Annotated in this window: 31 protein-coding genes and 1 other annotated feature (1 of these 32 only partly in view); all 31 genes read right to left on the bottom strand. The window is 41.5% G+C overall.

Annotation, left to right across the window (positions count from 1 at the left end; translation table 11 throughout):
* Positions 1-3 precede the first annotated feature (3 nt).
* The 31 genes from rplO to rplJ all read right to left on the bottom strand — a co-directional run bounded on the left by rplO (position 4) and on the right by rplJ (position 23,645).
* Positions 4-444: a 50S ribosomal protein L15 gene (rplO, locus tag NQ185_RS16475; RefSeq protein WP_213131525.1), complete on the bottom strand. Its 441-nt coding sequence runs from the start codon at positions 442-444 to the stop codon at positions 4-6.
* Between the two features lie 31 nt (positions 445-475).
* The gene (gene rpmD / locus NQ185_RS16480; protein ID WP_257583116.1) at positions 476-658 is read right to left on the bottom strand and encodes a 50S ribosomal protein L30; all 183 of its coding nucleotides are present in this window, start codon (positions 656-658) and stop codon (positions 476-478) included.
* A gap of 13 nt (positions 659-671) precedes the next feature.
* The gene (rpsE, locus tag NQ185_RS16485; protein WP_213131527.1) at positions 672-1,172 is read right to left on the bottom strand and encodes a 30S ribosomal protein S5; all 501 of its coding nucleotides are present in this window, start codon (positions 1,170-1,172) and stop codon (positions 672-674) included.
* A 23-nt stretch (positions 1,173-1,195) separates the two neighbouring features.
* Positions 1,196-1,558, bottom strand: coding sequence for a 50S ribosomal protein L18 (gene rplR / locus NQ185_RS16490; protein ID WP_257583117.1), 363 nt, complete (start codon positions 1,556-1,558; stop codon positions 1,196-1,198).
* Between the two features lie 34 nt (positions 1,559-1,592).
* Entirely contained in the window at positions 1,593-2,129 is a 537-nt protein-coding gene (rplF, locus tag NQ185_RS16495) for a 50S ribosomal protein L6 (protein WP_257583119.1), read from the bottom strand.
* Between the two features lie 30 nt (positions 2,130-2,159).
* Entirely contained in the window at positions 2,160-2,558 is a 399-nt protein-coding gene (gene rpsH, locus NQ185_RS16500) for a 30S ribosomal protein S8 (protein WP_257583120.1), read from the bottom strand.
* A gap of 28 nt (positions 2,559-2,586) precedes the next feature.
* The gene (gene rpsN / locus NQ185_RS16505) at positions 2,587-2,772 is read right to left on the bottom strand and encodes a 30S ribosomal protein S14 (protein WP_213131531.1); all 186 of its coding nucleotides are present in this window, start codon (positions 2,770-2,772) and stop codon (positions 2,587-2,589) included.
* Positions 2,773-2,796: 24 nt separating this feature from the next.
* Complete coding sequence (gene rplE / locus NQ185_RS16510) at positions 2,797-3,336, bottom strand: 50S ribosomal protein L5 (protein WP_257583121.1); 540 nt, start codon at positions 3,334-3,336, stop codon at positions 2,797-2,799.
* Between the two features lie 26 nt (positions 3,337-3,362).
* Positions 3,363-3,674 (bottom strand): 50S ribosomal protein L24, encoded by a 312-nt coding sequence (gene rplX, locus NQ185_RS16515; protein WP_257583122.1) that lies wholly within the window; start codon positions 3,672-3,674, stop codon positions 3,363-3,365.
* 37 nt (positions 3,675-3,711) lie between these two features.
* Positions 3,712-4,080, bottom strand: a complete 369-nt coding sequence (gene rplN, locus NQ185_RS16520) for a 50S ribosomal protein L14 (RefSeq protein WP_213112017.1) — start codon at positions 4,078-4,080, stop codon at positions 3,712-3,714.
* A gap of 43 nt (positions 4,081-4,123) precedes the next feature.
* Positions 4,124-4,387, bottom strand: a complete 264-nt coding sequence (gene rpsQ, locus NQ185_RS16525) for a 30S ribosomal protein S17 (protein WP_213112016.1) — start codon at positions 4,385-4,387, stop codon at positions 4,124-4,126.
* A gap of 20 nt (positions 4,388-4,407) precedes the next feature.
* The gene (gene rpmC / locus NQ185_RS16530; RefSeq protein WP_213127106.1) at positions 4,408-4,611 is read right to left on the bottom strand and encodes a 50S ribosomal protein L29; all 204 of its coding nucleotides are present in this window, start codon (positions 4,609-4,611) and stop codon (positions 4,408-4,410) included.
* Entirely contained in the window at positions 4,601-5,035 is a 435-nt protein-coding gene (gene rplP / locus NQ185_RS16535) for a 50S ribosomal protein L16 (protein WP_257583123.1), read from the bottom strand. The genes rpmC and rplP overlap by 11 nt, the downstream gene beginning before the upstream one ends.
* A 2-nt stretch (positions 5,036-5,037) precedes the next feature.
* Entirely contained in the window at positions 5,038-5,694 is a 657-nt protein-coding gene (gene rpsC / locus NQ185_RS16540; protein ID WP_257583124.1) for a 30S ribosomal protein S3, read from the bottom strand.
* Positions 5,695-5,697: 3 nt separating this feature from the next.
* Positions 5,698-6,039: a 50S ribosomal protein L22 gene (rplV, locus tag NQ185_RS16545; protein ID WP_257583125.1), complete on the bottom strand. Its 342-nt coding sequence runs from the start codon at positions 6,037-6,039 to the stop codon at positions 5,698-5,700.
* An 18-nt stretch (positions 6,040-6,057) separates the two neighbouring features.
* Entirely contained in the window at positions 6,058-6,336 is a 279-nt protein-coding gene (gene rpsS / locus NQ185_RS16550) for a 30S ribosomal protein S19 (protein WP_257583126.1), read from the bottom strand.
* Between the two features lie 60 nt (positions 6,337-6,396).
* Positions 6,397-7,230, bottom strand: a complete 834-nt coding sequence (gene rplB, locus NQ185_RS16555; protein ID WP_257583127.1) for a 50S ribosomal protein L2 — start codon at positions 7,228-7,230, stop codon at positions 6,397-6,399.
* A gap of 35 nt (positions 7,231-7,265) precedes the next feature.
* On the bottom strand, positions 7,266-7,550 hold the full coding sequence (gene rplW / locus NQ185_RS16560; RefSeq protein WP_257583128.1) for a 50S ribosomal protein L23: 285 nt from the start codon (positions 7,548-7,550) through the stop codon (positions 7,266-7,268).
* Positions 7,550-8,173, bottom strand: coding sequence for a 50S ribosomal protein L4 (gene rplD / locus NQ185_RS16565; RefSeq protein ID WP_257583129.1), 624 nt, complete (start codon positions 8,171-8,173; stop codon positions 7,550-7,552). Before rplD ends, rplW begins: the two co-directional genes overlap by 1 nt.
* Before the next feature lie 29 nt (positions 8,174-8,202).
* On the bottom strand, positions 8,203-8,832 hold the full coding sequence (gene rplC, locus NQ185_RS16570; protein WP_257583130.1) for a 50S ribosomal protein L3: 630 nt from the start codon (positions 8,830-8,832) through the stop codon (positions 8,203-8,205).
* Positions 8,833-8,869: 37 nt separating this feature from the next.
* Positions 8,870-9,178, bottom strand: coding sequence for a 30S ribosomal protein S10 (gene rpsJ, locus NQ185_RS16575; protein WP_066145209.1), 309 nt, complete (start codon positions 9,176-9,178; stop codon positions 8,870-8,872).
* A gap of 361 nt (positions 9,179-9,539) precedes the next feature.
* Positions 9,540-10,727, bottom strand: coding sequence for an elongation factor Tu (tuf, locus tag NQ185_RS16580; RefSeq protein ID WP_257583131.1), 1,188 nt, complete (start codon positions 10,725-10,727; stop codon positions 9,540-9,542).
* Positions 10,728-10,855: 128 nt separating this feature from the next.
* Complete coding sequence (fusA, locus tag NQ185_RS16585) at positions 10,856-12,934, bottom strand: elongation factor G (RefSeq protein WP_257583132.1); 2,079 nt, start codon at positions 12,932-12,934, stop codon at positions 10,856-10,858.
* A gap of 51 nt (positions 12,935-12,985) precedes the next feature.
* Positions 12,986-13,456 (bottom strand): 30S ribosomal protein S7, encoded by a 471-nt coding sequence (gene rpsG / locus NQ185_RS16590; RefSeq protein ID WP_257583133.1) that lies wholly within the window; start codon positions 13,454-13,456, stop codon positions 12,986-12,988.
* 38 nt (positions 13,457-13,494) lie between these two features.
* Positions 13,495-13,914, bottom strand: a complete 420-nt coding sequence (gene rpsL / locus NQ185_RS16595) for a 30S ribosomal protein S12 (protein WP_213131549.1) — start codon at positions 13,912-13,914, stop codon at positions 13,495-13,497.
* Between the two features lie 103 nt (positions 13,915-14,017).
* Positions 14,018-14,266, bottom strand: coding sequence for a 50S ribosomal protein L7ae-like protein (locus NQ185_RS16600; RefSeq protein WP_257583135.1), 249 nt, complete (start codon positions 14,264-14,266; stop codon positions 14,018-14,020).
* A 144-nt stretch (positions 14,267-14,410) separates the two neighbouring features.
* The gene (rpoC, locus tag NQ185_RS16605; RefSeq protein WP_444546880.1) at positions 14,411-17,974 is read right to left on the bottom strand and encodes a DNA-directed RNA polymerase subunit beta'; all 3,564 of its coding nucleotides are present in this window, start codon (positions 17,972-17,974) and stop codon (positions 14,411-14,413) included.
* A gap of 83 nt (positions 17,975-18,057) precedes the next feature.
* The gene (gene rpoB / locus NQ185_RS16610) at positions 18,058-21,612 is read right to left on the bottom strand and encodes a DNA-directed RNA polymerase subunit beta (RefSeq protein ID WP_257583136.1); all 3,555 of its coding nucleotides are present in this window, start codon (positions 21,610-21,612) and stop codon (positions 18,058-18,060) included.
* Positions 21,613-21,858: 246 nt separating this feature from the next.
* Positions 21,859-22,461, bottom strand: a complete 603-nt coding sequence (locus tag NQ185_RS16615) for a class I SAM-dependent methyltransferase (RefSeq protein WP_257583139.1) — start codon at positions 22,459-22,461, stop codon at positions 21,859-21,861.
* 84 nt (positions 22,462-22,545) lie between these two features.
* Positions 22,546-22,911: a 50S ribosomal protein L7/L12 gene (gene rplL, locus NQ185_RS16620; protein WP_257583141.1), complete on the bottom strand. Its 366-nt coding sequence runs from the start codon at positions 22,909-22,911 to the stop codon at positions 22,546-22,548.
* A gap of 233 nt (positions 22,912-23,144) precedes the next feature.
* A complete protein-coding gene (gene rplJ / locus NQ185_RS16625; protein WP_257583142.1) occupies positions 23,145-23,645 on the bottom strand; it encodes a 50S ribosomal protein L10 in 501 nt (166 codons plus the stop codon).
* 35 nt (positions 23,646-23,680) lie between these two features.
* Positions 23,681-23,711 (bottom strand) — a sequence feature (ribosomal protein L10 leader region) (it continues 112 nt past the right edge of the window).

Consider the following 23,711-nt stretch of genomic DNA (forward strand, 5'->3'; position numbering starts at 1 on the left):
TAATTAAATCACCTCAGTTTTACCGCCGGCAGCCTCAATCGCCTCTTTAGCAGCAGAGGAGAATTTGTTCGCTTTTACAGTAAGCTTTTTCTCGATGTTGCCTTTAGCAAGAATTTTTATTCCCGATTTTTCGTTGCGTACAACACCTGTTTCAATCAGAAGTTCTGGAGTTACTTCCGTACCGTCTTCAAAGCGATTTAATGCATCAAGGTTCACGATAGCAAATTCTTTACGGTGAATATTTGTAAAACCGCGCTTTGGCAAACGTTGGAATAATGGTGTTTGACCACCTTCAAATCCAAGACGAGTGCCGCCGCCAGAACGAGCATTTTGCCCTTTATGGCCTTTACCAGCAGTTTTTCCGTTACCTGAACCGATGCCTCGCCCAACGCGGTTTCGCTCCTTGCGGGATCCTTCAGCAGGTTTTAGCTCATGAAGTTTCATAGTTGGCACCTCCTTATTATTAAAAAATGAATTACTGTTCTTTAACAGTAACTAGATGGGAAACTTTATTGATCATTCCGCGGATTGCTTCATTGTCATTATGCTCAACTGTTTGATGCAATTTACGGAGTCCTAGTGCCTTGACAGTTTCACGTTGGCCCACAGTGCGGCCGATTAAGCTCTTAGTGAGGGTAATTGCTATTGTTTTCGCCATCATGATTCCCTCCTTAACCTAATAGTTCTTCTACTGTTTTATTACGTAACTTCGCTACGTCCTCAGCACGTTTTAAATTTTTAATTCCTTCGATTGTTGCACGAACCATATTGATTGGTGTGCTAGAACCAAGTGATTTAGAAGTAATGTCAGATACACCTGCAAGCTCAAGCACTGCACGGACTGGTCCACCTGCAATAACTCCTGTACCTTCACTAGCTGGCTTTAGTAAAATCTGACCGCCGCCGAAACGCCCGATTACTTCATGAGGAATAGTTGTTCCTACAATCGGAGCTACGATGAGGTTTTTCTTTGCATCTTCAATTGCCTTGCGGATGGCATCTGGAACTTCTTGTGCTTTCCCTGTACCAAAACCGACATGGCCGTTTTTATCACCGACAACGACTAATGCTGTAAAACGGAAACGACGTCCACCCTTTACAACCTTCGCTACACGGTTAACTGTAACTACGCGTTCTTCAAGTTCAAGTTTGTTAGCATCGATTTGACGCATCTATTGTGTCCCTCCTTTTTCGATTAAAATTCAAGTCCGTTTTCACGTGCTGCTTCTGCTAAAGCTTTTACACGTCCATGGTATAAATATCCGCCACGATCAAAAACAACTGATTTAAAACCTTTATCAACTGCACGCTTAGCGATTAACTCTCCCACTTTTTGAGCCGCTTCAACATTACCTGAAGACTCGGGTACAAAATCTTTATCAAGTGTAGAAGCGCTGGCTAATGTTACGCCTGTTTCATCATCAATCAATTGAGCGTAAATATTTTTATTGGAACGATATACATTTAGTCGAGGACGCATTTCAGTTCCACTTAGTTTAGAGCGTACACGTGCATGTCTTTTTTGACGCACTTTGTTCTTATCTTGCTTAGTGATCATTACGAGTCACTCCTTTCAAGTAGCCTAAGCGGCATTATTTACCAGTCTTACCTTCTTTGCGTCGTACGTTTTCACCTTCATAGCGAATTCCTTTGCCTTTATATGGCTCAGGTGGACGTACCGCGCGGATGTTGGATGCAAGTGCACCAACTTTTTCTTTGTTAAAACCTTTAACGATAATTTTTGTGTTAGCCGGAACTTCAATCTCAACTCCAGCTTCAGGTTCGAATTCAACAGGATGTGAATATCCTACGTTCAATACAAGTTTGTTGCCTTGTTTTTGCGCACGGTATCCTACCCCAACTAATTCAAGAGTTTTTTCAAAACCTTTAGAAACGCCCTCTACCATATTCGCGATAAGGGAACGAGTTGTTCCATGAAGGGAACGGTGTTCTTTCGCTTCTGAAGGACGAGTAACGTTGATAACGTTATCTTCGATATTGATTGCGATATCTGAATTAAATGTGTTTGTTAATTCACCTTTAGGACCTTTAACAGTTACAGTAGATTCACTCTTTGTCACTGTTACGCCTGCAGGAATTTCAATTGGTTTTTTCCCAATACGAGACATTTTCTTGCACCTCCGTTCTTCAAAAAGATATTACCATACGTATGCGAGTACTTCTCCGCCAACTTGCTTCGCTCTTGCTTCTTTATCAGACAATACGCCTTGTGATGTAGATACAAGTGCGATACCAAGACCGTTCAGTACTTTAGGAACCTCATCAGCTTTTGCATATACACGCAAACCAGGTTTACTGATACGCTTTAAGCCTGTAATGACGCGCTCATTGTTTGCACCATACTTTAAGAAAATACGAATGATGCCTTGCTTGTTATCTTCGATATATTCAACATCACGTACAAACCCTTCACGTTTGAGGATTTCAGCGATATCTTTTTTAATATTAGAAGCAGGAACTTCCAACTTCTCATGTCGGACCATATTCGCGTTGCGGATGCGTGTTAGCAAATCTGCAATTGGATCAGTCATAACCATTTATTTTACCTCCTTCCCAAATTCGGTCTTACCAGCTGGCTTTTTTAACGCCAGGAATTTGACCCTTATAAGCTAGTTCACGGAAACAAATACGGCAAAGTTTAAATTTACGAATGACGGAATGTGGACGGCCGCAACGTTCGCAACGAGTGTATTCTTGAACTTTAAACTTTTGAGTACGTTTCTGCTTTACGATCATAGATTTTTTAGCCACGTTTTCGCCTCCCTTATTTAGCGATTACTTTTGGAACGGCATTCCAAATGCAGTCAGTAGTTCACGAGCTTCCTCGTCAGTGTTCGCAGTTGTAACGATAACGATATCCATACCACGAACTTTGCTCACTTTATCATAATCAATTTCAGGGAAGATGAGTTGTTCTTTAACACCTAGTGTATAGTTTCCACGACCGTCGAATGCTTTTTTAGAGATTCCACGGAAGTCACGTACACGTGGAAGGGAAACTGAAACTAGTTTGTCGAAAAACTCATACATACGCTCTCCGCGAAGAGTAACTTTTGCACCAATTGGCATACCTTCACGTAGGCGGAATCCTGCGATTGAATTTTTTGCTCTTGTTACAACCGGTTTTTGACCTGTAATTAAGCTAAGTTCTTCAACAGCGTTGTCTAAAACTTTCGCATTTTGTACAGCATCGCCAACTCCTGTGTTGATAACAATTTTGTCAATTTTAGGTACTTCCATAATAGATTTGTAATTGAACTTGCTCATGAGAGCAGGAGTTACTTCTTTTTGATATTTTTCCTTTAGGCGGTTCATGTAGTGTACCTCCCTTCATCTAAGAACTATTTATCTAATGCTACACCTGATTTTTTAGCTACACGTACTTTTTTGCCATTAACTACTTCGTAACCAACACGAGTTGGTTCGTTTGTTTTAGGATCCAGCAACATCACATTAGAAACATGTATTGCCGCTTCTTGATTGATGATTCCACCTTGTGGATTATCTTGAGAAGGTTTTGAATGCTTTTTAACAATGTTCACACCTTCGACAAGCACACGGTCTTTTTTCGGGAATGAAGCTAATACTGTACCTGTTTTCCCTTTGTCTTTGCCTGTGATGACCATTACTTTGTCACCTTTTTTGACATGCATTGAATCGCACCTCCTTGAATGGGTGAATCTAGATTTATTAAAGAACTTCTGGTGCTAAAGATACGATTTTCATAAAGTTATTATCACGAAGTTCACGAGCAACTGGTCCGAAGATACGAGTTCCTCGAGGAGCCTTGTCGTCACGAATTATGACGCATGCATTTTCATCGAACTTGATATAAGAACCATCCGCACGGCGCGCACCACTTTTTGTACGAACGATTACAGCTTTAACTACATCACCTTTTTTGACAACGCCGCCTGGTGTTGCTTGTTTTACTGTACAGACGATTACATCGCCAATATTCGCAGTCTTACGGCCTGATCCGCCTAAGACTTTGATTGTTAAAACTTCACGGGCACCAGAGTTGTCAGCCACTTTTAAACGAGATTCTTGTTGAATCATCTAGTTTACCTCCCTTCGGAACACTTATATCCGAAACAATTAATTAAATAATGACTGCTTTCTCAACAACCTCAATTAAACGGAAACGTTTAGTTGCTGAAAGTGGGCGTGTTTCCATGATTCGTACAACGTCGCCAATTTTAGCTTCGTTTTGCTCATCATGTGCTTTGAATTTTTTAGAGTACTTTACGCGTTTGCCGTATAATGAATGCTTTTTGTACGTTTCAACCATAACAGTTACGGTTTTATCCATCTTGTCGGAAACAACGCGTCCTGTGTAGACTTTACGCTGGTTGCGTTCACTCATCTCGCAAACCTCCTCTCCGATTATCGATTATTAACTTCAAGCTCTCTTTCACGAATCACAGTTTTCATACGAGCAATTTCTTTGCGAACTTCGCGAAGACGGGCAGTGTTTTCAAGTTGCCCAGTAGCTAATTGGAAGCGAAGGTTAAATAATTCTTCCTTCAATGATTTTACGTTTTGTTCAATTTCGGCAGTGGTTAAGTCACGGATTTCATTAGCCTTCATTACGTTCACCACCAATTTCTTCTCGTTTTACAAATTTACATTTGACTGGAAGTTTGTGTGCAGCAAGACGAAGCGCTTCACGTGCCACCTCTTCTGATACACCAGCAATTTCGAACATAATCTTGCCAGGTTTTACTACTGCAACCCATCCTTCAGGGGCACCTTTACCGGATCCCATACGTACTTCAAGTGGTTTTGCTGTATATGGTTTGTGAGGGAAAATTTTAATCCAAACTTTACCGCCACGTTTCATGAAACGAGTCATTGCAATCCTTGCGGCTTCAATTTGACGATTCGTAATCCAAGAAGCTTCTAGAGCTTGTAAGCCGTATTCGCCAAAGGCAACTTCTGTACCGCCTTTTGCACGACCACGCATTTTTCCGCGATGTTCGCGACGATACTTAACGCGTTTAGGCAATAACATGATTATTTTCCTCCTTCCACAGATTTTTTCTTTTCTGGAAGGACCTCTCCACGATAAATCCATACTTTAACGCCGAGCTTGCCGTAAGTTGTATCTGCTTCAGCATGTGCATAGTCGATGTCAGCGCGAAGTGTATGAAGTGGAACTGTTCCTTCGCTGTAGTGTTCAGCACGAGCAATATCCGCTCCACCTAGACGGCCGGATACTTGTGTTTTAATTCCAAAAGCGCCTGCACGCATAGTGCGTTGGATCGCTTGTTTTTGAGCACGACGGAAAGATACACGATTTTCCAATTGACGTGCAATATTTTCAGCTACGAGCTTCGCATCAAGATCAGCTCTTTTAATTTCAATAATATTAATGTGTACACGTTTGTTTGTTAGTTCGTTCAATGCTTTACGCAATGCTTCAACTTCGCTTCCACCTTTTCCGATAACCATACCTGGCTTAGCAGTGTGGATTGTGATGTTTACGCGATTTGCAGCACGCTCAATTTCAACACTTGAAACAGAAGCATCAGACAAACGCTTTGTAATATATTCACGAATTTTAATGTCTTCGTGGAGTAACGTTGCATAATCTTTGTCAGCGTACCATTTGGATTCCCAGTCACGGATAACGCCGATACGCATACCGATTGGATTTACTTTTTGACCCACTAATTATCCCTCCTTCTTTTCTGATACCACGATTGTAATGTGGCTAGTGCGTTTGTTAATCTGGCTCGCACGACCTTGCGCACGCGGACGGAATCGTTTCATTGTTGGACCTTCGTCAACAAATGCCGCAGAAACCAAAAGATTGTTTACGTCCATATCATAATTGTGCTCTGCATTTGCTACGGCAGATTTTAAAAGTTTCTCTACGATTGGGGAGGCAGCTTTTGGTGTTAATTTCAAAATTGCAACTGCTTCGCCCACTTGCTTTCCTCGAATAAGATCAACTACTAAACGTGCTTTACGAGGAGCAATTCGCACTGTTCTTGCAACAGCTTTAGCTTGCATCAGGATGCCCTCCTCTCATTAGCGTCTTGTTTTTTTATCATCAGCGGCATGGCCTCTATATGCGCGAGTTGGTGCAAATTCACCAAGCTTATGGCCTACCATATCCTCACTGATATATACCGGTACATGTTTGCGGCCATCATAGACAGCAATCGTATTTCCTACGAAGTTTGGGAAAATAGTTGAACGGCGAGACCAAGTCTTAATCACTTGTTTCTTGTCGCTTTCGCTTAATTTCTCTACTTTTTTCATTAAATGCTCATCTACAAAAGGCCCTTTTTTTAGGCTGCGACCCATGGTTGAACCTCCCTTCGTGATTGCACTACGGTTCCCTCAATGAACCGTAGATTAATCCCGTTATTTTTTACGACGGCGTACAATAAATTTATCCGACTTGTTCGTTTTTTTACGAGTTTTATAACCAAGTGTTGGTTTACCCCAAGGTGTAACAGGTGATTTACGTCCGATTGGTGTACGGCCTTCACCACCACCATGTGGGTGATCGTTCGGGTTCATAACAGATCCGCGTACGTGTGGACGTTTGCCCAACCAGCGAGAACGACCTGCTTTACCGATATTTACTAATTCGTGTTGCTCGTTGCCCACTTGACCGATAGACGCACGGCAAGTTGCAAGGATCATGCGAACCTCACCTGAGTTCAGACGAACTAACACATATTTTGTTCCTTCCTTACCAAGAACTTGTGCAGAAGTACCTGCAGAACGGACTAATTGTCCACCTTTTCCTGGCTTTAATTCGATATTATGCACTACTGTACCAACTGGAATGTTTGCAAGTGGAAGTGCATTTCCTACTTTAATATCAGCATCTGGACCAGACATAACATCCATGCCGACTTTCAAGTTTTTAGGTGCTAAAATATAGCGTTTCTCACCATCATGATAATTGATTAGTGCGATATTAGCGGAACGGTTTGGATCATACTCGATTGTAGCAACGCGCCCTGGTATACCATCTTTAGTTCTTTTAAAGTCAATAATACGGTATTGGCGCTTATGACCACCGCCGCGAAAGCGAACTGTAGTTCTACCTTGGTTGTTACGGCCGCCTTTTCTATGAAGAGGCTCTAGTAATGATTTTTCTGGTGTATCAGTTGTGATTTCAGAAAAATCCAAAGCTGTCATATTACGACGTCCATTTGAGGTAGGTTTGTATTTTTTGATCGCCATTTTTTTCCCTCCTCTGGTATTTTTTCATTACGTTATTATACTTCGAACAATTCAATTTCCTTGCTGTCTTTCGTTAACGTAATTACTGCTTTACGGCGTTTATTTGTATATCCGCCAAAACGGCCCATACGCTTAAACTTACCTTTATAGTTCATTACGTTTACTTTTTCAACTTTAACTCCAAAGATGCTTTCGACTGCATCTTTCACTTGCGTTTTATTCGCCTTTACGTCTACTTCGAACGTATATTTTTTATCGACCATAATATCAGTAGATCGTTCTGTGATAACGGGGCGCTTTAATACATCACGTGCATCCATTATCCAAGCACCTCCTCTACTTTTTCGACTGCGGCTTTCGTCATGATCAGTGTGTTATGGCTAACAACATCCAATACGGATACATTGTTTGCATCAACGACTGTCACTCCAGGAATGTTTCTTGCAGATAACGCAACATTTTCATCAAGCACTTCAGTTACAACAAGTGCTTTTTTGCCAACTGGAAGGTTAGCAAGAACGCTCACGAATTCTTTTGTTTTTGGCGCTTCAAAATTCAATGATTCAAGTACTACTACGCTTTCTTCCAAAACTTTAGCTGAAAGTGCTGATTTAATTGCTAAACGGCGAACTTTCTTAGGAAGTTTGTAGCTGTAGCTACGTGGAACTGGACCAAATACGATTCCACCACCACGCCATTGTGGCGAACGAATCGAACCTTGACGAGCGCGGCCTGTTCCTTTTTGACGCCATGGCTTACGTCCGCCACCGCGAACTTCAGAACGGTTTTTTACTTTTGATGTTCCTTGTCTTAATGAAGCTCTTTGCATAACAATCGCTTCAAAAAGAACATGATTATTAGGTTCAATACCAAAAATGGATTCGTTAAGGTCGATTTCACCAACCTTTGATCCAGCTTGGTTATAAACTGCTACTTTCGGCATTCCTATTTCCTCCTTTCTTTAAACGATATTTATTTCACTTTAATTCCTGTTTTGATTTCAAGCATCGCTTTTTTAGGTCCTGGTACATTACCTTTTACTAAAATAAGGTTACGCTCCGCATCAACCTTTACGATTGGAAGGTTTTGAATCGTAATTCTTTCTCCACCCATACGTCCTGGCAATGCTTTTTGTTTAAATACACGTGCCGGATCAACAGCTCCCATAGATCCTGGTCTACGATGGTAACGAGAACCGTGGGACATAGGTCCGCGTGATTGTCCGTGGCGTTTAATTACACCTTGGAATCCTTTACCTTTAGAAATTCCAGATACATCTACTAAATCGCCTTCCGCGAAAATATCAACCTTGACTTCCTGACCAATTTCGTACTCATCTAAATTAATTCCGTCAAATTCACGGACGAAGCGCTTAGGAGCAGTATTTGCTTTAGCAAAGTGCCCTTTTGCCGGTTTGTTCACAAGCTTCTCGCGCTTGTCTTCAAAGCCAAGTTGGACTGCTTCATATCCATCAGTTTCAACTGTTTTCTTTTGAAGAACTACGTTTGGAGCAGCTTCGATTACTGTTACAGGGATCAATTCACCATTTTCAGCAAAAACCTGCGTCATTCCAATCTTTCTTCCTAAGATTCCTTTGGTCATGAGTCACACCTCCTGATTTTTCAATTAAATTTATTGATTATAGTTTGATTTCAATGTCAACGCCTGACGGCAAGTCTAATCTCATCAATGAATCTACAGTTTGTGGTGTAGGATTGATGATGTCAATTAGACGTTTATGTGTGCGCATTTCGAACTGTTCACGAGAATCCTTATATTTGTGCACCGCACGAAGAATTGTGTAGACAGTTTTCTCAGTTGGCAATGGAATTGGTCCTGAGACATTTGCACCTGAACGTTTTGCTGTTTCAACGATCTTTTCAGCTGATTGATCAAGAATTCTATGATCATATGCCTTTAATCTAATACGAATTTTTTGTTTTGCCATTACTTTCCCTCCTTTTCGCCTATTTTAAAATAGACATACTCCGTGAAAATTTCCCACACACTCGCCATGGCAAAGCGGCCGGGTGTGTCAGCAACCTTCCACATCATAGCAGTCAAAAACCAACATTGTTTATTATACAGAAAATATAAGGCAGATGCAATATTTTTTATAACATTTCCGTATACTTTCGCACCCCTACGATTATACAGAGATTCTCATGTAGAATCAAGGCTTTGTTTGAATTCAGAAAATAAAATAATTGAAGTTTTTAAGTAGGATAAAATTATATAAGAAAAGTAATAGTAGAAATAGAAAAAGCAAATGGATCGTCATCCATTTGCTTTCTACTTATATAGATATATTATTTTTGGATAGTTGTAACAACGCCAGATCCAACTGTACGTCCACCTTCACGAATAGAGAAACGAGTTCCGTCTTCGATCGCGATTGGTGAAATCAATTCAACAGTCATTTCTACGTTGTCACCAGGCATAACCATTTCTACGCCTTCTGGAAGATGAACAATTCCAGTTACGTCAGTTGTACGGAAGTAGAACTGAGGGCGATAGTTTGTGAAGAATGGAGTGTGACGTCCACCTTCTTCTTTTGACAATACGTAAACTTCTGATTTGAAGTTTGTATGTGGCGTGATTGTACCAGGCTTCGCTAATACTTGACCACGTTGGATGTCTTCACGAGCAACCCCACGAAGAAGGGCACCGATGTTATCACCAGCTTCTGCATAGTCAAGAAGCTTACGGAACATTTCTACTCCAGTAACAACAACTTTTCTTGATTCTTCAGCAAGACCGATGATTTCAACTTCTTCACCGACTTTAACTTGTCCACGCTCTACACGTCCAGTTGCAACTGTACCACGACCTGTGATTGAGAATACATCCTCAACAGGCATCATGAAAGGCTTGTCAGTGTCGCGTTCTGGAGTTGGAACGTACTCATCAACTGCATCCATTAATTCAACGATTTTTTCTTCCCACTCAGCTTCTCCTTCAAGAGCTTTAAGAGCAGAACCTTTAACAACAGGAATGTCGTCGCCAGGGAAATCATATTCAGAAAGAAGATCGCGAATTTCCATTTCTACTAATTCAAGAAGTTCTTCATCGTCAACCATGTCACATTTGTTCATGAATACAACGATGTAAGGAACACCTACATTACGAGAAAGAAGAATATGCTCACGAGTTTGTGGCATTGGGCCATCTGCAGCAGAAACAACGAGAATTGCTCCGTCCATTTGAGCAGCACCAGTGATCATGTTTTTAACATAGTCAGCATGTCCTGGGCAGTCAACGTGTGCATAGTGGCGTTTTTCAGTTTCATATTCAACGTGAGAAGTTGAGATTGTAATTCCACGCTCGCGCTCTTCAGGAGCGTTGTCAATCATATCATAACCTTTAGCTTCTCCGCCGCCGCGCTTTGCCATAACAGTTGTAATCGCAGCTGTAAGAGTTGTTTTACCATGGTCAACGTGACCGATAGTACCAATATTAGCATGTTCTTTGGAACGATCAAATTTAGCTTTAGCCATTTGAAAATCCTCCTTTTAATTAAGAAAAATAGTAAGTATGAGAGGCGCTTTAAAACTAGAATAGAAATTTTAAAGCGACTCCTAGCATATCTAATAGTAGTTATACTTGATTAATTGTTTAAAATCAATTATTGACCGCTATTTTTTTTGATAATTTCTTCCGAAATTGATTTCGGCACTTCTTCGTAATGATCAAAGAACATTGTATATGTTCCACGACCTTGTGTATTAGAACGAAGTGATGTTGCATAACCAAACATTTCAGCAAGAGGAACGAACGCTTTAACGACTTGTGCGTTTCCACGTGCTTCCATTCCTTCTACACGTCCACGGCGTGATGTAATATCACCCATGATATCTCCAAGGTATTCCTCAGGGATTACGACTTCAACTTTCATAAGTGGCTCAAGCAATACTGGGTTACATTTTTTCACAGCGTTTTTAAGTGCCATAGAAGCTGCAATTTTAAATGCCATCTCACTCGAGTCAACATCATGGTAAGAACCGTCAAATAGTCTTGCTTTAACGTCGATTAATGGGTAACCAGCAAGTACACCGTTCGCCATTGAATCTTCAAGACCAGCTTGTACAGCAGGGACATATTCACGTGGAACAACCCCACCCACGATTCCATTTACAAATTCGAAGCCTTTTCCTTCTTCGTTAGGAGAGAATTCAATCCATACATGACCGAATTGACCACGACCACCGGATTGGCGAACGAATTTACCTTCTACTTCAGCAGAAGTACGGAATGTTTCACGGTATGATACTTGAGGTGCACCAACGTTTGCTTCTACCTTGAATTCACGCTTCATACGGTCAACAAGGATGTCTAAGTGAAGCTCACCCATACCAGAGATAACGACTTGGCCTGTTTCAGGATTTGTTTCCGCACGGAATGTCGGATCCTCTTCTTGAAGTTTCCCAAGTGCAGTACCCATTTTATCTTGGTCCGCTTTTGATTTTGGTTCAATCGCAACGGAGATAACTGGCTCTGGAAACTCCATAGACTCAAGGATAACTAGATCCTTTTCATCACAAAGAGTGTCACCTGTACCTGTGTCTTTCAAACCAACCGCAGCAGCGATATCTCCACTATATGCTGTAGAGATTTCTTCACGGTGATTGGCGTGCATTTGCAAGATACGTCCAACACGTTCACGTTTACCTTTCGTGGAGTTTTGAACATAAGATCCAGAGTTCAATGTTCCAGAGTATACACGGAAAAACGTTAGACGACCAACGTAAGGGTCGGTCATTACTTTGAAGGCAAGAGCTGAGAAAGGCTCGTTGTCATCAGCATGACGGGCAATCTCTTCTTCTGTATCAGGAATGATTCCCTTAATTGATTCGATATCAGTTGGTGCAGGCAGGTAATCAAGAACCGCGTCAAGTACCTTCTGAACACCTTTGTTTTTAAATGCTGTTCCGCAAAGAACTGGGAAGAATTCTACTTTCAATGTTGCTTGACGAATGGCAGCTTTCAATTCCTCTGAAGAAATTTCTTCTCCTTCGAGATATTTCATCATCAATTCTTCATCAAAGTCGGCAACAGCTTCGATTAAGCTTCCACGCATTTCTTCAGCTTGGTCACGAAGGTCTTCAGGAATTTCCTTTTCAACAGCATCAAGTGCTGCATCGCCTTCATAGAACCAAGCTTTCATTTCTACAAGGTCAACCATTCCAGTAAAGGTATCTTCCGCACCAATTGGAAGTTGAACTGGGTGTGCATTCGCTTGTAGGCGATCATGAAGTGTTTTAACAGAGTATAGGAAGTCCGCACCGATTTTATCCATTTTATTAACGAATACAATCCGTGGAACACCGTATGTTGTTGCTTGGCGCCAAACTGTTTCAGTTTGAGGCTCAACGCCTGATTGGGCATCAAGTACAGTTACTGCTCCATCAAGTACACGAAGAGAACGTTCAACTTCTACTGTGAAGTCTACGTGTCCAGGTGTGTCAATGATGTTTACACGGTAGCCTTTCCATTGTGCAGTTGTTGCTGCAGATGTAATCGTAATACCGCGCTCCTGCTCTTGTTCCATCCAGTCCATTTGTGAAGCACCTTCGTGCGTTTCACCAATTTTATGAATGCGCCCTGTATAGAAAAGAATACGTTCGGTAGTTGTTGTTTTACCGGCGTCGATATGAGCCATTATTCCGATATTACGTGTCTTTTCTAAGGAGAATTCTCTTGGCATTTCGTATTTCTCCTTCCTGGGATGAGTAGTAAAATTTTATAAAATGATATCTTACCAGCGATAATGTGCGAATGCTTTGTTTGCTTCCGCCATTTTATGCATATCTTCACGCTTTTTAACAGAAGCTCCAGTATTATTGGCAGCATCCATAATTTCATAAGCTAGTCGCTCTTCCATCGTTTTTTCTCCGCGAAGACGAGCGTAATTTACTAACCAGCGCAACCCTAAAGTCGAACGGCGGTCCGGACGAACTTCAACAGGTACTTGGTAGTTGGCACCACCTACGCGGCGAGCTCTAACTTCCAATACTGGCATAATATTTTTCAATGCTTGATCAAATACTTCCATTGCATCCTTACCTGTACGGTCTTGGATAAGATCAAATGCTGAATAAAGAATTGTTTGTGCTTTACCTCTTTTACCGTCTACCATAAGCTTGTTGATCAAACGTGTTACAAGCTTTGAGTTGTGAATCGGATCTGGCAGTACGTCTCTTTTTGATACAGGTCCTTTACGTGGCATCGGTGTTCCTCCTTTCGATGATTCTATCTAATCATTTATTATTTTTTAACTTTAGGTTTTTTTGTACCGTATTTAGAGCGACTTTGAGCGCGTTTTTCAACGCCAGCTGTATCAAGTGCTCCACGAACGATATGATAACGCACACCCGGCAAGTCTTTAACACGGCCTCCGCGAATAAGCACAACACTGTGCTCTTGTAGGTTATGGCCGATACCTGGGATATAAGCAGTTACCTCGATTCCATTAGTCAAACGAACACGAGCATATTTACGCAATGCTGAGTTTGGTTTTTTTGGAGTCATTGTACCAACACGAGTACATACACCACGCTTTTGAGGTGATGATACATTTGTGTTCACTTTTTTAAAGCTGTTATAGCCTTTGTTTAGTGCAGGTGAGTCAGAAGTTGTTACTTTTGATTTTCTATTTTTGCGCACTAATTGGTTAATTGTAGGCATTTTTGTTCCTCCCTTCGTCCTTTTTCTTAAGCCCACACATCCAGGTGGTTCTTTTTAAGGCAAAAAACAAGTTTTTGCAGGTGAGTCAACTGCAAAAACACCTTTATTGAATAATGGCAACAGTCGTTGCTCCAACATCAATGCCGCATGCTTTCCCCAGCTTTTTCATAGAGTCCACTATTGTAATAGGTACATCCATTTCTTTAGCTGTGTGAATGATACTTTCCGCAATTCGCGGATCAGCGTCTGATGCAACGAATACTTCAAGTACATGCCCTGATTTAAGAGCCCTTACTGTTTGCTTTGTTCCTACGATCACGTTTGTTGCCTGTGACACTTTTTCATAAGACATTTTCAATATCCTCCAAAGTAACAGGTATAATGATAGGAGCACCTTGAATATATTATCATCTGTCATTTTCTATGTCAATAAAAACATAAAAAATATTTGCTAGTCGACTATAGAGCCGACTAGCAACATCTATTATCCCTTACATTACTCTGCGCTTACTGCCTCGTCCTCTACCGTAACAGCTACCGCTTTCCGATATCTTTGCATACCAGTTCCAGCAGGGACAAGCTTTCCGATAATGACGTTTTCCTTCAAGCCGAGTAATTCGTCTGTCTTCCCTTTGATGGCAGCGTCTGTAAGAACGCGGGTTGTCTCTTGGAAAGAGGCAGCTGACAGGAAAGAGTCCGTTTCTAAGGATGCTTTTGTAATACCAAGCAACACCGGACGACCCGTTGCAGGCTGTTTCCCTTCCAGTAGTGCATTTTGATTGGCATCCGTAAATTGATGGACATCAAGTAGTGTACCTGGCAATACATTTGTATCACCTGCATCAGATACACGCACTTTTCTAAGCATTTGGCGAACCATCACTTCAACGTGCTTATCGCCAATTTCAACACCTTGCATTCTGTATACCTTTTGTACTTCAAGAAGTAAATATTCTTGAACCGCAGCGACATCGCGAATGCGGAGTAATTCTTTCGGATCGATTGACCCTTCTGTTAATTCTTGACCACGTGTAACCTGATCATTAACCGCAACTTTTAAGCGCGCAGTATAAGGTGCATTATATGTGCGTGCCTCAATTTCACCTTGAACAACAATCTCATGCTGACGATCGCGCCCTTCCGAAATAGAAGTAACGACACCGCTAATTTCAGAAATAACGGCAACCCCTTTAGGATTACGCGCTTCAAACAACTCTTGAATACGTGGAAGACCCTGTGTTATATCGTCTCCCGCAACCCCACCTGTATGGAAGGTCCTCATCGTCAACTGCGTTCCTGGTTCTCCGATTGACTGAGCTGCGATAATACCAACAGCTTCTCCAACATCAACGACTGAACCAGTAGCTAGATTACGACCATAGCATTTTTTACAGACGCCATGGCGGGTGTTACATGTAAATGCAGAACGAATCCATACTTCCTGAATTCCCGCATTATCTATGTCTTTCGCTAAGTCTTCATCTATAAGCTCATTCTCTGACACAAGAACTTGACCTGTATCAGGATGAACAATTTTCTTCCTTGCATAGCGGCCAATTAAACGCTCTTCAAGAGGCTCTATTACTTCAGAACCGTCTTTCAGTGCAGCGACTAGGAGACCTCGATCCGTTCCACAGTCGTCCTCACGAACAATAACGTCCTGTGCAACATCTACAAGCCTTCTTGTTAAATACCCAGAGTCAGCAGTTTTCAATGCTGTATCCGCAAGACCTTTACGTGCTCCGTGCGTTGAGATAAAGTACTCTAGAACGGTTAACCCTTCCCGGAAACTGGACTTAATTGGTAATTCAATAATTCGACCTGCCGGGTTGGCCATCAAACCACGCATACCCGCAAGCTGAGTAAAGTTAGAAGCGTTACCCCTCGCTCCGGAGTCACTCATCATGAAGATAGGATTCATTTTTTCTAATGTTTTCATTAGTTTACTTTGAATTGTATCTTTAGCGGCACTCCAGATGGCAATGACACGATCATAGCGTTCTTCCTCTGTAATGAGACCACGCTTAAATTGCTTCATGACATTATCAACTTTATTTTGAGCTTCATTCAAAATCGTTTCCTTCTCAGCTAATACGACGATATCCGATACCCCGACTGTAATTCCCGCCTTCGTGGAATACTTAAATCCAAGGTTTTTCATTCGGTCGAGCATTTTCGAAGTTTCCGTAATTTGGAAACGTTTAAAGATTTCAGAGATGATATTTCCTAAAATCTTCTTTTTGAATGGTTCCACTAGTGGTTGTTCTTTGATAAATTCAGCAACATTAGTGGTTGATGGAACAAAATATTTATCTGGTGTATTTCCTTCTAAATTTTCATTTGTCGGCTCATTAATATACGGAAATGATGGTGGAAGAATCTCATTAAAGATCAACTTACCTACAGTTGTCACTAACAAGCTATTTCTTTGTTCTTCCGTAAATCTTTCATTTTTTAATGAGTTAGCCTGAATTGCAATTCGTGTATGAAGATGAACATATCCATTTTGATACGCAATTAAAGCTTCATTCGTATCTCTGAATACCATTCCTTCACCATCGGCACCTTCACGCTCTAGAGTTAAGTAATAGTTACCTAGTACCATATCCTGAGATGGAGTAACAACAGGTTTTCCATCACGCGGATTTAGGATGTTTTGAGCCGCAAGCATTAATAAACGTGCTTCCGCTTGCGCTTCCGCTGATAACGGTACGTGAACAGCCATTTGGTCTCCATCAAAGTCTGCATTATAAGCTGTACAAACGAGTGGATGGAGTCGAATGGCTCTACCTTCTACTAGAGTAGGCTCAAATGCTTGAATTCCTAGTCTATGAAGAGTCGGCGCCCTGTTTAATAGAACTGGGTGTTCGCGGATGACATCTTCAAGTACATCCCAAACCTCTGGTTGAACTCGCTCTATTTTTCGTTTTGCGCTCTTAATATTGTGTGCTAGGCCTTTTCCAACTAGTTCCTTCATAACAAAGGGTTTAAATAGCTCAAGCGCCATCTCTTTTGGTAAACCACATTGGTACATTTTTAAGTTAGGGCCAACAACGATAACAGAACGGCCGGAATAGTCAACACGTTTTCCGAGTAAGTTTTGACGGAAACGCCCTTGTTTACCTTTTAACATATGTGAAAGGGATTTAAGTGGACGGTTTCCTGGCCCTGTAACAGGTCTTCCTCTTCTACCGTTATCGATTAAGGCGTCAACCGCCTCTTGAAGCATCCTCTTTTCGTTTTGCACGATAATGCTAGGTGCTCCAAGGTCTAGAAGTCTTTTCAAACGATTGTTGCGATTTATTACACGTCGATATAAGTCATTCAGATCTGAAGTGGCAAAACGTCCACCTTCGAGCTGAACCATTGGGCGCAGCTCAGGCGGAATAACAGGAAGTACATCTAAAACCATCCAATCAGGTTGGTTGCCTGAATGACGGAACGCCTCAAGTACTTCCAAACGCTTAATAGCGCGGGTACGGCGTTGTCCTTGGGCTGTTTTAAGTTCTTCTTTAAGCTGTTCCACTTCTTTTTCAAGTTCGATATCTTGAAGTAACTTTTTAATGGCTTCCGCACCCATTGATGCTTGGAATTGTGATCCATATTTCTCGCGGTATGCACGGTATTCTTTTTCAGAAAGAAGTTGCTTTTTATCTAATGTCGTACTGCCCACATCCGTTACAACATAAGATGCGAAATAAATGATTTCTTCCAAAGCACGCGGGGACATGTCGAGGACAAGTCCCATACGGCTTGGAATTCCTTTAAAATACCATATATGTGAAACTGGTGCAGCTAGTTCAATATGGCCCATTCTTTCACGGCGGACCTTCATACGTGTTACTTCAACGCCACAGCGATCACAGACGACTCCCTTATAACGTACACGTTTGTACTTACCGCAATGACATTCCCAGTCCTTCGTAGGACCAAAAATACGTTCACAGAACAGACCATCTTTTTCTGGCTTCAAAGTACGATAGTTAATTGTTTCTGGTTTTTTCACTTCACCGAAAGACCAAGAACGGATCTTATCTGGTGAAGCAAGACCGATTTTCATATACTCAAAATTATTAACATCCAGCAAGGGGCCTACCTCCCTTTTCGTCTACAGGTTTTACCCTTAATGCTAATTTCAAGGAATTATTCATATGATGCTGCCGTTTCTTCTACTTTAGCATCTGGAGCAATATTCAGTGTATCAGCCTGGTTGACATCATCGTCATCATCCAGGTCGCGCATTTCTATTTCTTCTTCATCACCTGAAAGGATTTTCACATCCATACCAAGGCTTTGAAGTTCTTTAATTAATACTTTAAATGATTCAGGCACTCCTGGTTCAGGGACATTTTCACCCTTCACAATGGCTTCATACGTTTTTACACGTCCAACCACATCATCTGATTTAACTGTTAGGATTTCTTGAAGTGTATAAGCCGCACCGTATGCTTCAAGTGCCCAAACTTCCATTTCTCCAAAACGTTGTCCACCAAATTGTGCCTTACCACCAAGAGGCTGTTGAGTAACAAGCGAGTAAGGTCCTGTTGAACGAGCATGGAGCTTATCGTCAACCATGTGCGCAAGTTTGATCATGTACATGATCCCTACGGATACACGGTTATCAAAAGCTTCTCCCGTTCTACCATCATAAAGGACTGTTTTAGCATCGCTCGCCATTCCTGCTTCTTCAATCGTTTCCCAAACGTCTTCTTCAGTAGCACCATCAAATACTGGTGATGCCATATGAAGACCTAGACTTCTAGCGGCCATACCCAAGTGTAATTCTAGTACTTGCCCGATATTCATACGGGATGGTACACCAAGTGGGTTTAACATGACATCGACTGGAGTGCCATCAGGCATATATGGCATATCTTCTTCAGGGAGGATTCGGGAAATAACCCCTTTGTTTCCATGACGTCCCGCCATTTTATCCCCTTCAGAGATTTTACGTTTTTGAACAATATAGACGCGAACAAGTTGATTCACTCCTGGAGGGAGCTCATCTCCATCTTCACGATTGAATACTTTTACGTCCAACACAATTCCGCCTCCACCATGTGGTACACGAAGGGAAGTGTCACGGACTTCACGTGCTTTTTCACCGAAGATTGCATGAAGTAGACGTTCTTCCGCTGTCAGTTCCGTTACACCCTTAGGAGTTACTTTTCCGACAAGCAAATCACCATCTTTGACCTCTGCCCCAACTCGGATAATTCCACGTTCATCAAGATTGCGAAGCGCATCTTCTCCAACGTTTGGAATATCACGTGTCATTTCTTCCGGTCCAAGCTTCGTATCACGGGCTTCAGATTCATATTCTTCAATATGAATGGAAGTATAGACATCATCTTTGACAAGACGTTCGCTCATAATGATTGCATCTTCGTAGTTATATCCTTCCCATGTCATAAATGCGACAAGGACGTTTCTTCCAAGAGCAAGTTCTCCTTTATCCATTGAAGGACCATCGCCAAGGATTTCTCCTTTAGACACTCGGTCTCCTACACTTACGATTGGACGCTGGTTGTAACATGTCCCTTGGTTAGAACGAATAAACTTCTGCATGCGATATTTACGGAGATCGCCTTTCACTTCTTGACCGTCAACCTCTTGAATGTTGCGGACCCATACTTCACGGGATTCAACATGCTCAACAATTCCGTCATGCTTACAAATAACAGCAGCACCAGAATCTTTCGCTGATACATATTCCATACCAGTTCCTACTAGAGGAGCTTCCGGCTGCATAAGTGGAACTGCTTGACGTTGCATGTTCGCACCCATTAGAGCACGGTTCGAGTCATCGTTTTCCAAGAATGGAATACATGCTGTTGCCGCTGAAACGACTTGTTTTGGCGATACATCCATATAATCAATACGTTCTCTGCGAACAACGGTGTTTTCACCGCGGAAACGAGAAATTACTTCATCGTTAATAAATCCACCCTCATCAGATAGCGGGGCATTCGCTTGAGCTACAACGTAATTATCCTCTTCGTCCGCAGTCAAATAATCAATTTGCGGTGTGACTAACCCAGTTTCTGGGTCAACGCGACGATAAGGCGTCTCTATAAAGCCAAACCGATTCACTTTGGCGAATGTTGATAACGAGTTAATCAATCCAATATTCGGACCTTCAGGCGTTTCAATTGGACACATGCGGCCATAATGCGAGTAATGGACGTCACGCACTTCCATTCCGGCACGCTCACGTGTTAATCCACCTGGTCCAAGTGCAGAAAGACGACGTTTATGCGTAAGTTCTGCAAGCGGGTTCGTTTGGTCCATGAACTGAGATAGCTGGGAACTGCCGAAAAACTCTTTTATCGATGCAATGACTGGGCGAATATTAATCAATTGCTGTGGTGTAATCGTGTTAATATCCTGAATGGACATACGCTCTCTTACGACACGCTCCATACGGGATAAACCGATTCTAAACTGGTTTTGCAATAATTCACCAACAGATCGAAGACGACGATTACCGAGGTGATCGATGTCATCTGTGTCACCTACATCATAAAGCAGGTCAAAGAAATAGCTAATAGATGAGATAATATCAGCAGGTGTAATATTTTTGATGCCTTCTTCAACATAAGCATTTCCAATTACATTAATGACCTTTTCGTCATCTTCATGAGGAGCATAAATTTTGATAGATTGAACAACAATATCCCCATCCAAAACTCCACCATGTTGCTGATACGTTTTAAAACCAGTCCCATTTTCCAAATGAGAGACTATTTTATCCAAATTGCGGCGATCAAGCACTGTACCCTCTTCCGCAATAATTTCCCCTGTTTCCGGATCTGCTAGAGTTTCAGCCAAACGCTGGTTGAAAAGACGATTTTTAATATGAAGCTTTTTATTCAATTTATATCGCCCAACACTTGCAAGATCATATCTTTTTGGATCAAAGAACCTGGAAACCAGTAAACTTTTTGCATTTTCCACTGTTGGAGGTTCGCCAGGACGAAGGCGCTCATAAATTTCGAGCAATGCTTTTTCAATGCCTTCCGTATTGTCTTTTTCAAGTGTATTACGGAGGTATTCATTGTCACCTATAAGATCGATGATTTCTTGATCAGAACCAAATCCTAATGCCCGCAAAAGAACCGTAACAGGTAATTTCCTCGTCCGATCAATTCGCACATAGACAACATCTTTGGCATCTGTTTCGTATTCCAGCCATGCACCCCTATTAGGAATGACTGTAGCTGTAAAACCTTTTTTACCGTTCTTGTCGAGCTTTCCGTTGTAGTACACACTCGGAGAACGTACAAGTTGCGATACAATTACTCGCTCGGCACCATTTATAATAAAGGTACCCATCTCTGTCATTAGAGGAAAATCACCCATAAATACATCTTGGTCTTTTACTTCACCTGTTTCTTTATTAACAAGGCGGAGTTTAACCCGTAGCGGAGCGGAATAAGTTGCATCACGCTCTTTTGATTCTTCTACTGAGTACTTGGGTTCTCCGAGACTGTAATCGATAAATTCCAAAGAAAGATTTCCGGCAAAATCCTCGATTGGCGAGATGTCCTGGAACATTTCCTTTAAGCCCTCATCAAGAAACCATTGGTAGGAAGAAGATTGGATTTCGATTAGATTCGGCAGCTCTAAAACTTCGCTGATTCGCGCAAAGCTTCTGCGCTTCCTGTGCCGTCCGTACTGAACTAGTTGACCTGTCAACTGATTCACCCCTCAAATCATGCGTTATAATGATGCATTTCATCTGGAAAAACCAGAGAAAATGTTGTATCATAGAACAAAAAGAAAAATGGTTTTGCTGGAAAACCACATTTTTCACATGACGAACTATTATTTTATAATCTTTTCCAACTTTGCCAACTTCCATACAATTTATTATGAAATTGGCAATAGATTAGAAAACACTATATTCGCATCTTACAATGCTATCACAAGGTTATATGCAAGTCAACATTTTAGTGTTCTTAAAATGTAATAGCCTTTCTTTTTCGCCACCGTCTCAGCGCTGCCGAATAATTCCTCTAGTTTTGCTTTTGCAGACGGCGCCCCTTGTTTTTTTTGAATAACCACCCATAACTCACCCTCATGTTCCAAACGGTCGAAACATTGCTCAAAAATAGCATGAACAACTTCCTTTCCCGCCCGAATAGGTGGATTTGTTAAAATCGCCGAGAATCTCTCCTCGACTACACTTTCCAATTGATCACTTTCATAAATATTCACATTATCAATATCGTTTCGCTCGGCATTTTCTTTAGCAAGCGCAATAGCTCTCTGGTTCACATCAATCATATGAATAACCCGTTTAGGAAAATCCTTTGCAACGCTCAAACCGATTGGACCGTAGCCACATCCCACATCCAGTATGGGGCCTGCTATTTTCGGAGGTTCAAATGTATCTATTAATAATCGGGATCCAAAGTCCACTTCACTTTTTGAAAAAACACCTTGGTCTGTTTTAAAACGAAATGAATGATTCCGTAATTCCGTGTTCCAAAATTTCGGATCACTTGCAACTTCAGGTTCTCGCGAATAATAATGTTCTACCATAACAACCTCTCCTCCCAGGCAGGTAAAAACCTAGCGAAAAAAAGCCCGCTTTATAAGCAGCGAGCTTTTTTATTTTCTAGATGATTACTTAACTTCGACGTTAGCTCCAACTTCTTCAAGTTTAGCTTTGATTTCTTCTGCTTCTTCTTTAGATGCGCCTTCTTTAACTGCCTTTGGAGCATTGTCAACAAGCTCTTTTGCTTCTTTCAAGCCAAGGCCTGTAACTTCACGTACAACTTTGATAACTTTAATTTTTTGTGCACCAGCGCTAGCAAGTACTACGTCAAACTCAGTTTGTTCTGCAGCGGCCTCGCCACCAGCAGCACCGCCAACTACAGCTACAGGAGCAGCAGCAGTTACGCCAAATTCTTCTTCGATCGCTTTAACTAGATCGTTTAATTCAAGAACTGTCATTTCTTTGACAGCTTCAATGATTTGTTCTTTAGTCATGATTTATTTCCTCCGTTAATTATATTTGTTTTTAAATAATGTTTTTCACTTTATTCTCTGTCCAGCTACATCGCCTATCGACTAGCAAATTTCCTGCCCTTTTCCCTACGATAAGTCAACATCAGGTGTAATTTGAAATGCCAATTTCACTTACTCGTACCCCTCGTGTTTCCTATATCGCAAGTCTTAGGCCCTGAAATTTGTACGTCGATGACCAAGGCGTTTCCGCTTTTCTATGCGCCTTGTTCTTCTTTTTGGTCTGCAACAGCTTTAGTTGCAAGTGCCAAGTTGCGAATAGGAGCTTGTAGAACGCTAAGCAACATGGAAAGCAATCCTTCGCGAGATGGAAGTTCTGCAAGTGCTTTGATTTCTTCAACTGTTGCAATACTTCCTTCAATCACACCAGCTTTGATTTCAAGCGCTTCATTCTTTTTCGCAAAGTCATTCAAAATTTTTGCAGGAGCTACAACGTCTTCCGTGCTGAACGCAATTGCGTTCGGTCCTGTCAATGATTCATTCAAACCTGCAAGTTCAGCAACTTCCGCTGCACGACGTGTCATAGAGTTTTTATAAACTTTGAAATCGATACCCGCTTCGCGAAGTTGTTTACGAAGTTCAGTTACTTGTGAAACTGATAATCCACGATAATCAACTACAACTGTAGATACACTTGATTTAAATTTCTCAGAGATTTCTTGCACGATTTGTTTCTTTTGCTCAATTACACTGCTCATCCTTACACCTCCCAAGATTCCAGATGGACATTTATACCAACACAGAGAAACCTCCATATATAGACA

The sequence above is a fragment of the Lederbergia panacisoli genome, from assembly GCF_024626525.1.
Classification (GTDB): Bacteria; Bacillota; Bacilli; order Bacillales; family Bacillaceae_C; genus Lederbergia; species Lederbergia panacisoli.

Bases quoted from the DNA above. Each gene is read 5' to 3' on its own strand.
- rpsS (WP_257583126.1), bottom strand. From the start codon at position 6,336: ATGGGTCGCAGCCTAAAAAAAGGGCCTTTTGTAGATGAGCATTTAATG.
- rpmD (WP_257583116.1), bottom strand. From the start codon at position 658: ATGGCGAAAACAATAGCAATTACCCTCACTAAGAGCTTAATCGGCCGC.
- rplR (WP_257583117.1), bottom strand. From the start codon at position 1,558: ATGATCACTAAGCAAGATAAGAACAAAGTGCGTCAAAAAAGACATGCA.
- rplE (WP_257583121.1), bottom strand. From the start codon at position 3,336: ATGAACCGCCTAAAGGAAAAATATCAAAAAGAAGTAACTCCTGCTCTC.
- rpsQ (WP_213112016.1), bottom strand. From the start codon at position 4,387: ATGAGTGAACGCAACCAGCGTAAAGTCTACACAGGACGCGTTGTTTCC.
- rplF (WP_257583119.1), bottom strand. From the start codon at position 2,129: ATGTCTCGTATTGGGAAAAAACCAATTGAAATTCCTGCAGGCGTAACA.
- rplV (WP_257583125.1), bottom strand. From the start codon at position 6,039: ATGCAAGCTAAAGCTGTTGCAAGAACAGTGCGAATTGCTCCTCGTAAA.
- rplN (WP_213112017.1), bottom strand. From the start codon at position 4,080: ATGATTCAACAAGAATCTCGTTTAAAAGTGGCTGACAACTCTGGTGCC.
- NQ185_RS16615 (WP_257583139.1), bottom strand. From the start codon at position 22,461: ATGGTAGAACATTATTATTCGCGAGAACCTGAAGTTGCAAGTGATCCG.
- rpoC (WP_444546880.1), bottom strand. From the start codon at position 17,974: ATGAAAATCGGTCTTGCTTCACCAGATAAGATCCGTTCTTGGTCTTTC.
- rpsE (WP_213131527.1), bottom strand. From the start codon at position 1,172: ATGCGTCAAATCGATGCTAACAAACTTGAACTTGAAGAACGCGTAGTT.
- rplC (WP_257583130.1), bottom strand. From the start codon at position 8,832: ATGACCAAAGGAATCTTAGGAAGAAAGATTGGAATGACGCAGGTTTTT.
- rplP (WP_257583123.1), bottom strand. From the start codon at position 5,035: ATGTTATTGCCTAAACGCGTTAAGTATCGTCGCGAACATCGCGGAAAA.
- rplD (WP_257583129.1), bottom strand. From the start codon at position 8,173: ATGCCGAAAGTAGCAGTTTATAACCAAGCTGGATCAAAGGTTGGTGAA.
- rplL (WP_257583141.1), bottom strand. From the start codon at position 22,911: ATGACTAAAGAACAAATCATTGAAGCTGTCAAAGAAATGACAGTTCTT.
- rpmC (WP_213127106.1), bottom strand. From the start codon at position 4,611: ATGAAGGCTAATGAAATCCGTGACTTAACCACTGCCGAAATTGAACAA.
- rplO (WP_213131525.1), bottom strand. From the start codon at position 444: ATGAAACTTCATGAGCTAAAACCTGCTGAAGGATCCCGCAAGGAGCGA.
- rpsH (WP_257583120.1), bottom strand. From the start codon at position 2,558: ATGGTTATGACTGATCCAATTGCAGATTTGCTAACACGCATCCGCAAC.
- rplJ (WP_257583142.1), bottom strand. From the start codon at position 23,645: ATGAGCAGTGTAATTGAGCAAAAGAAACAAATCGTGCAAGAAATCTCT.
- tuf (WP_257583131.1), bottom strand. From the start codon at position 10,727: ATGGCTAAAGCTAAATTTGATCGTTCCAAAGAACATGCTAATATTGGT.
- rplX (WP_257583122.1), bottom strand. From the start codon at position 3,674: ATGCATGTCAAAAAAGGTGACAAAGTAATGGTCATCACAGGCAAAGAC.
- rplW (WP_257583128.1), bottom strand. From the start codon at position 7,550: ATGGATGCACGTGATGTATTAAAGCGCCCCGTTATCACAGAACGATCT.
- NQ185_RS16600 (WP_257583135.1), bottom strand. From the start codon at position 14,266: ATGTCTTATGAAAAAGTGTCACAGGCAACAAACGTGATCGTAGGAACA.
- rpsL (WP_213131549.1), bottom strand. From the start codon at position 13,914: ATGCCTACAATTAACCAATTAGTGCGCAAAAATAGAAAATCAAAAGTA.
- fusA (WP_257583132.1), bottom strand. From the start codon at position 12,934: ATGCCAAGAGAATTCTCCTTAGAAAAGACACGTAATATCGGAATAATG.
- rpsJ (WP_066145209.1), bottom strand. From the start codon at position 9,178: ATGGCAAAACAAAAAATTCGTATTAGATTAAAGGCATATGATCATAGA.
- rplB (WP_257583127.1), bottom strand. From the start codon at position 7,230: ATGGCGATCAAAAAATACAAACCTACCTCAAATGGACGTCGTAATATG.
- rpsG (WP_257583133.1), bottom strand. From the start codon at position 13,456: ATGCCACGTAAAGGACCTGTATCAAAAAGAGACGTACTGCCAGATCCG.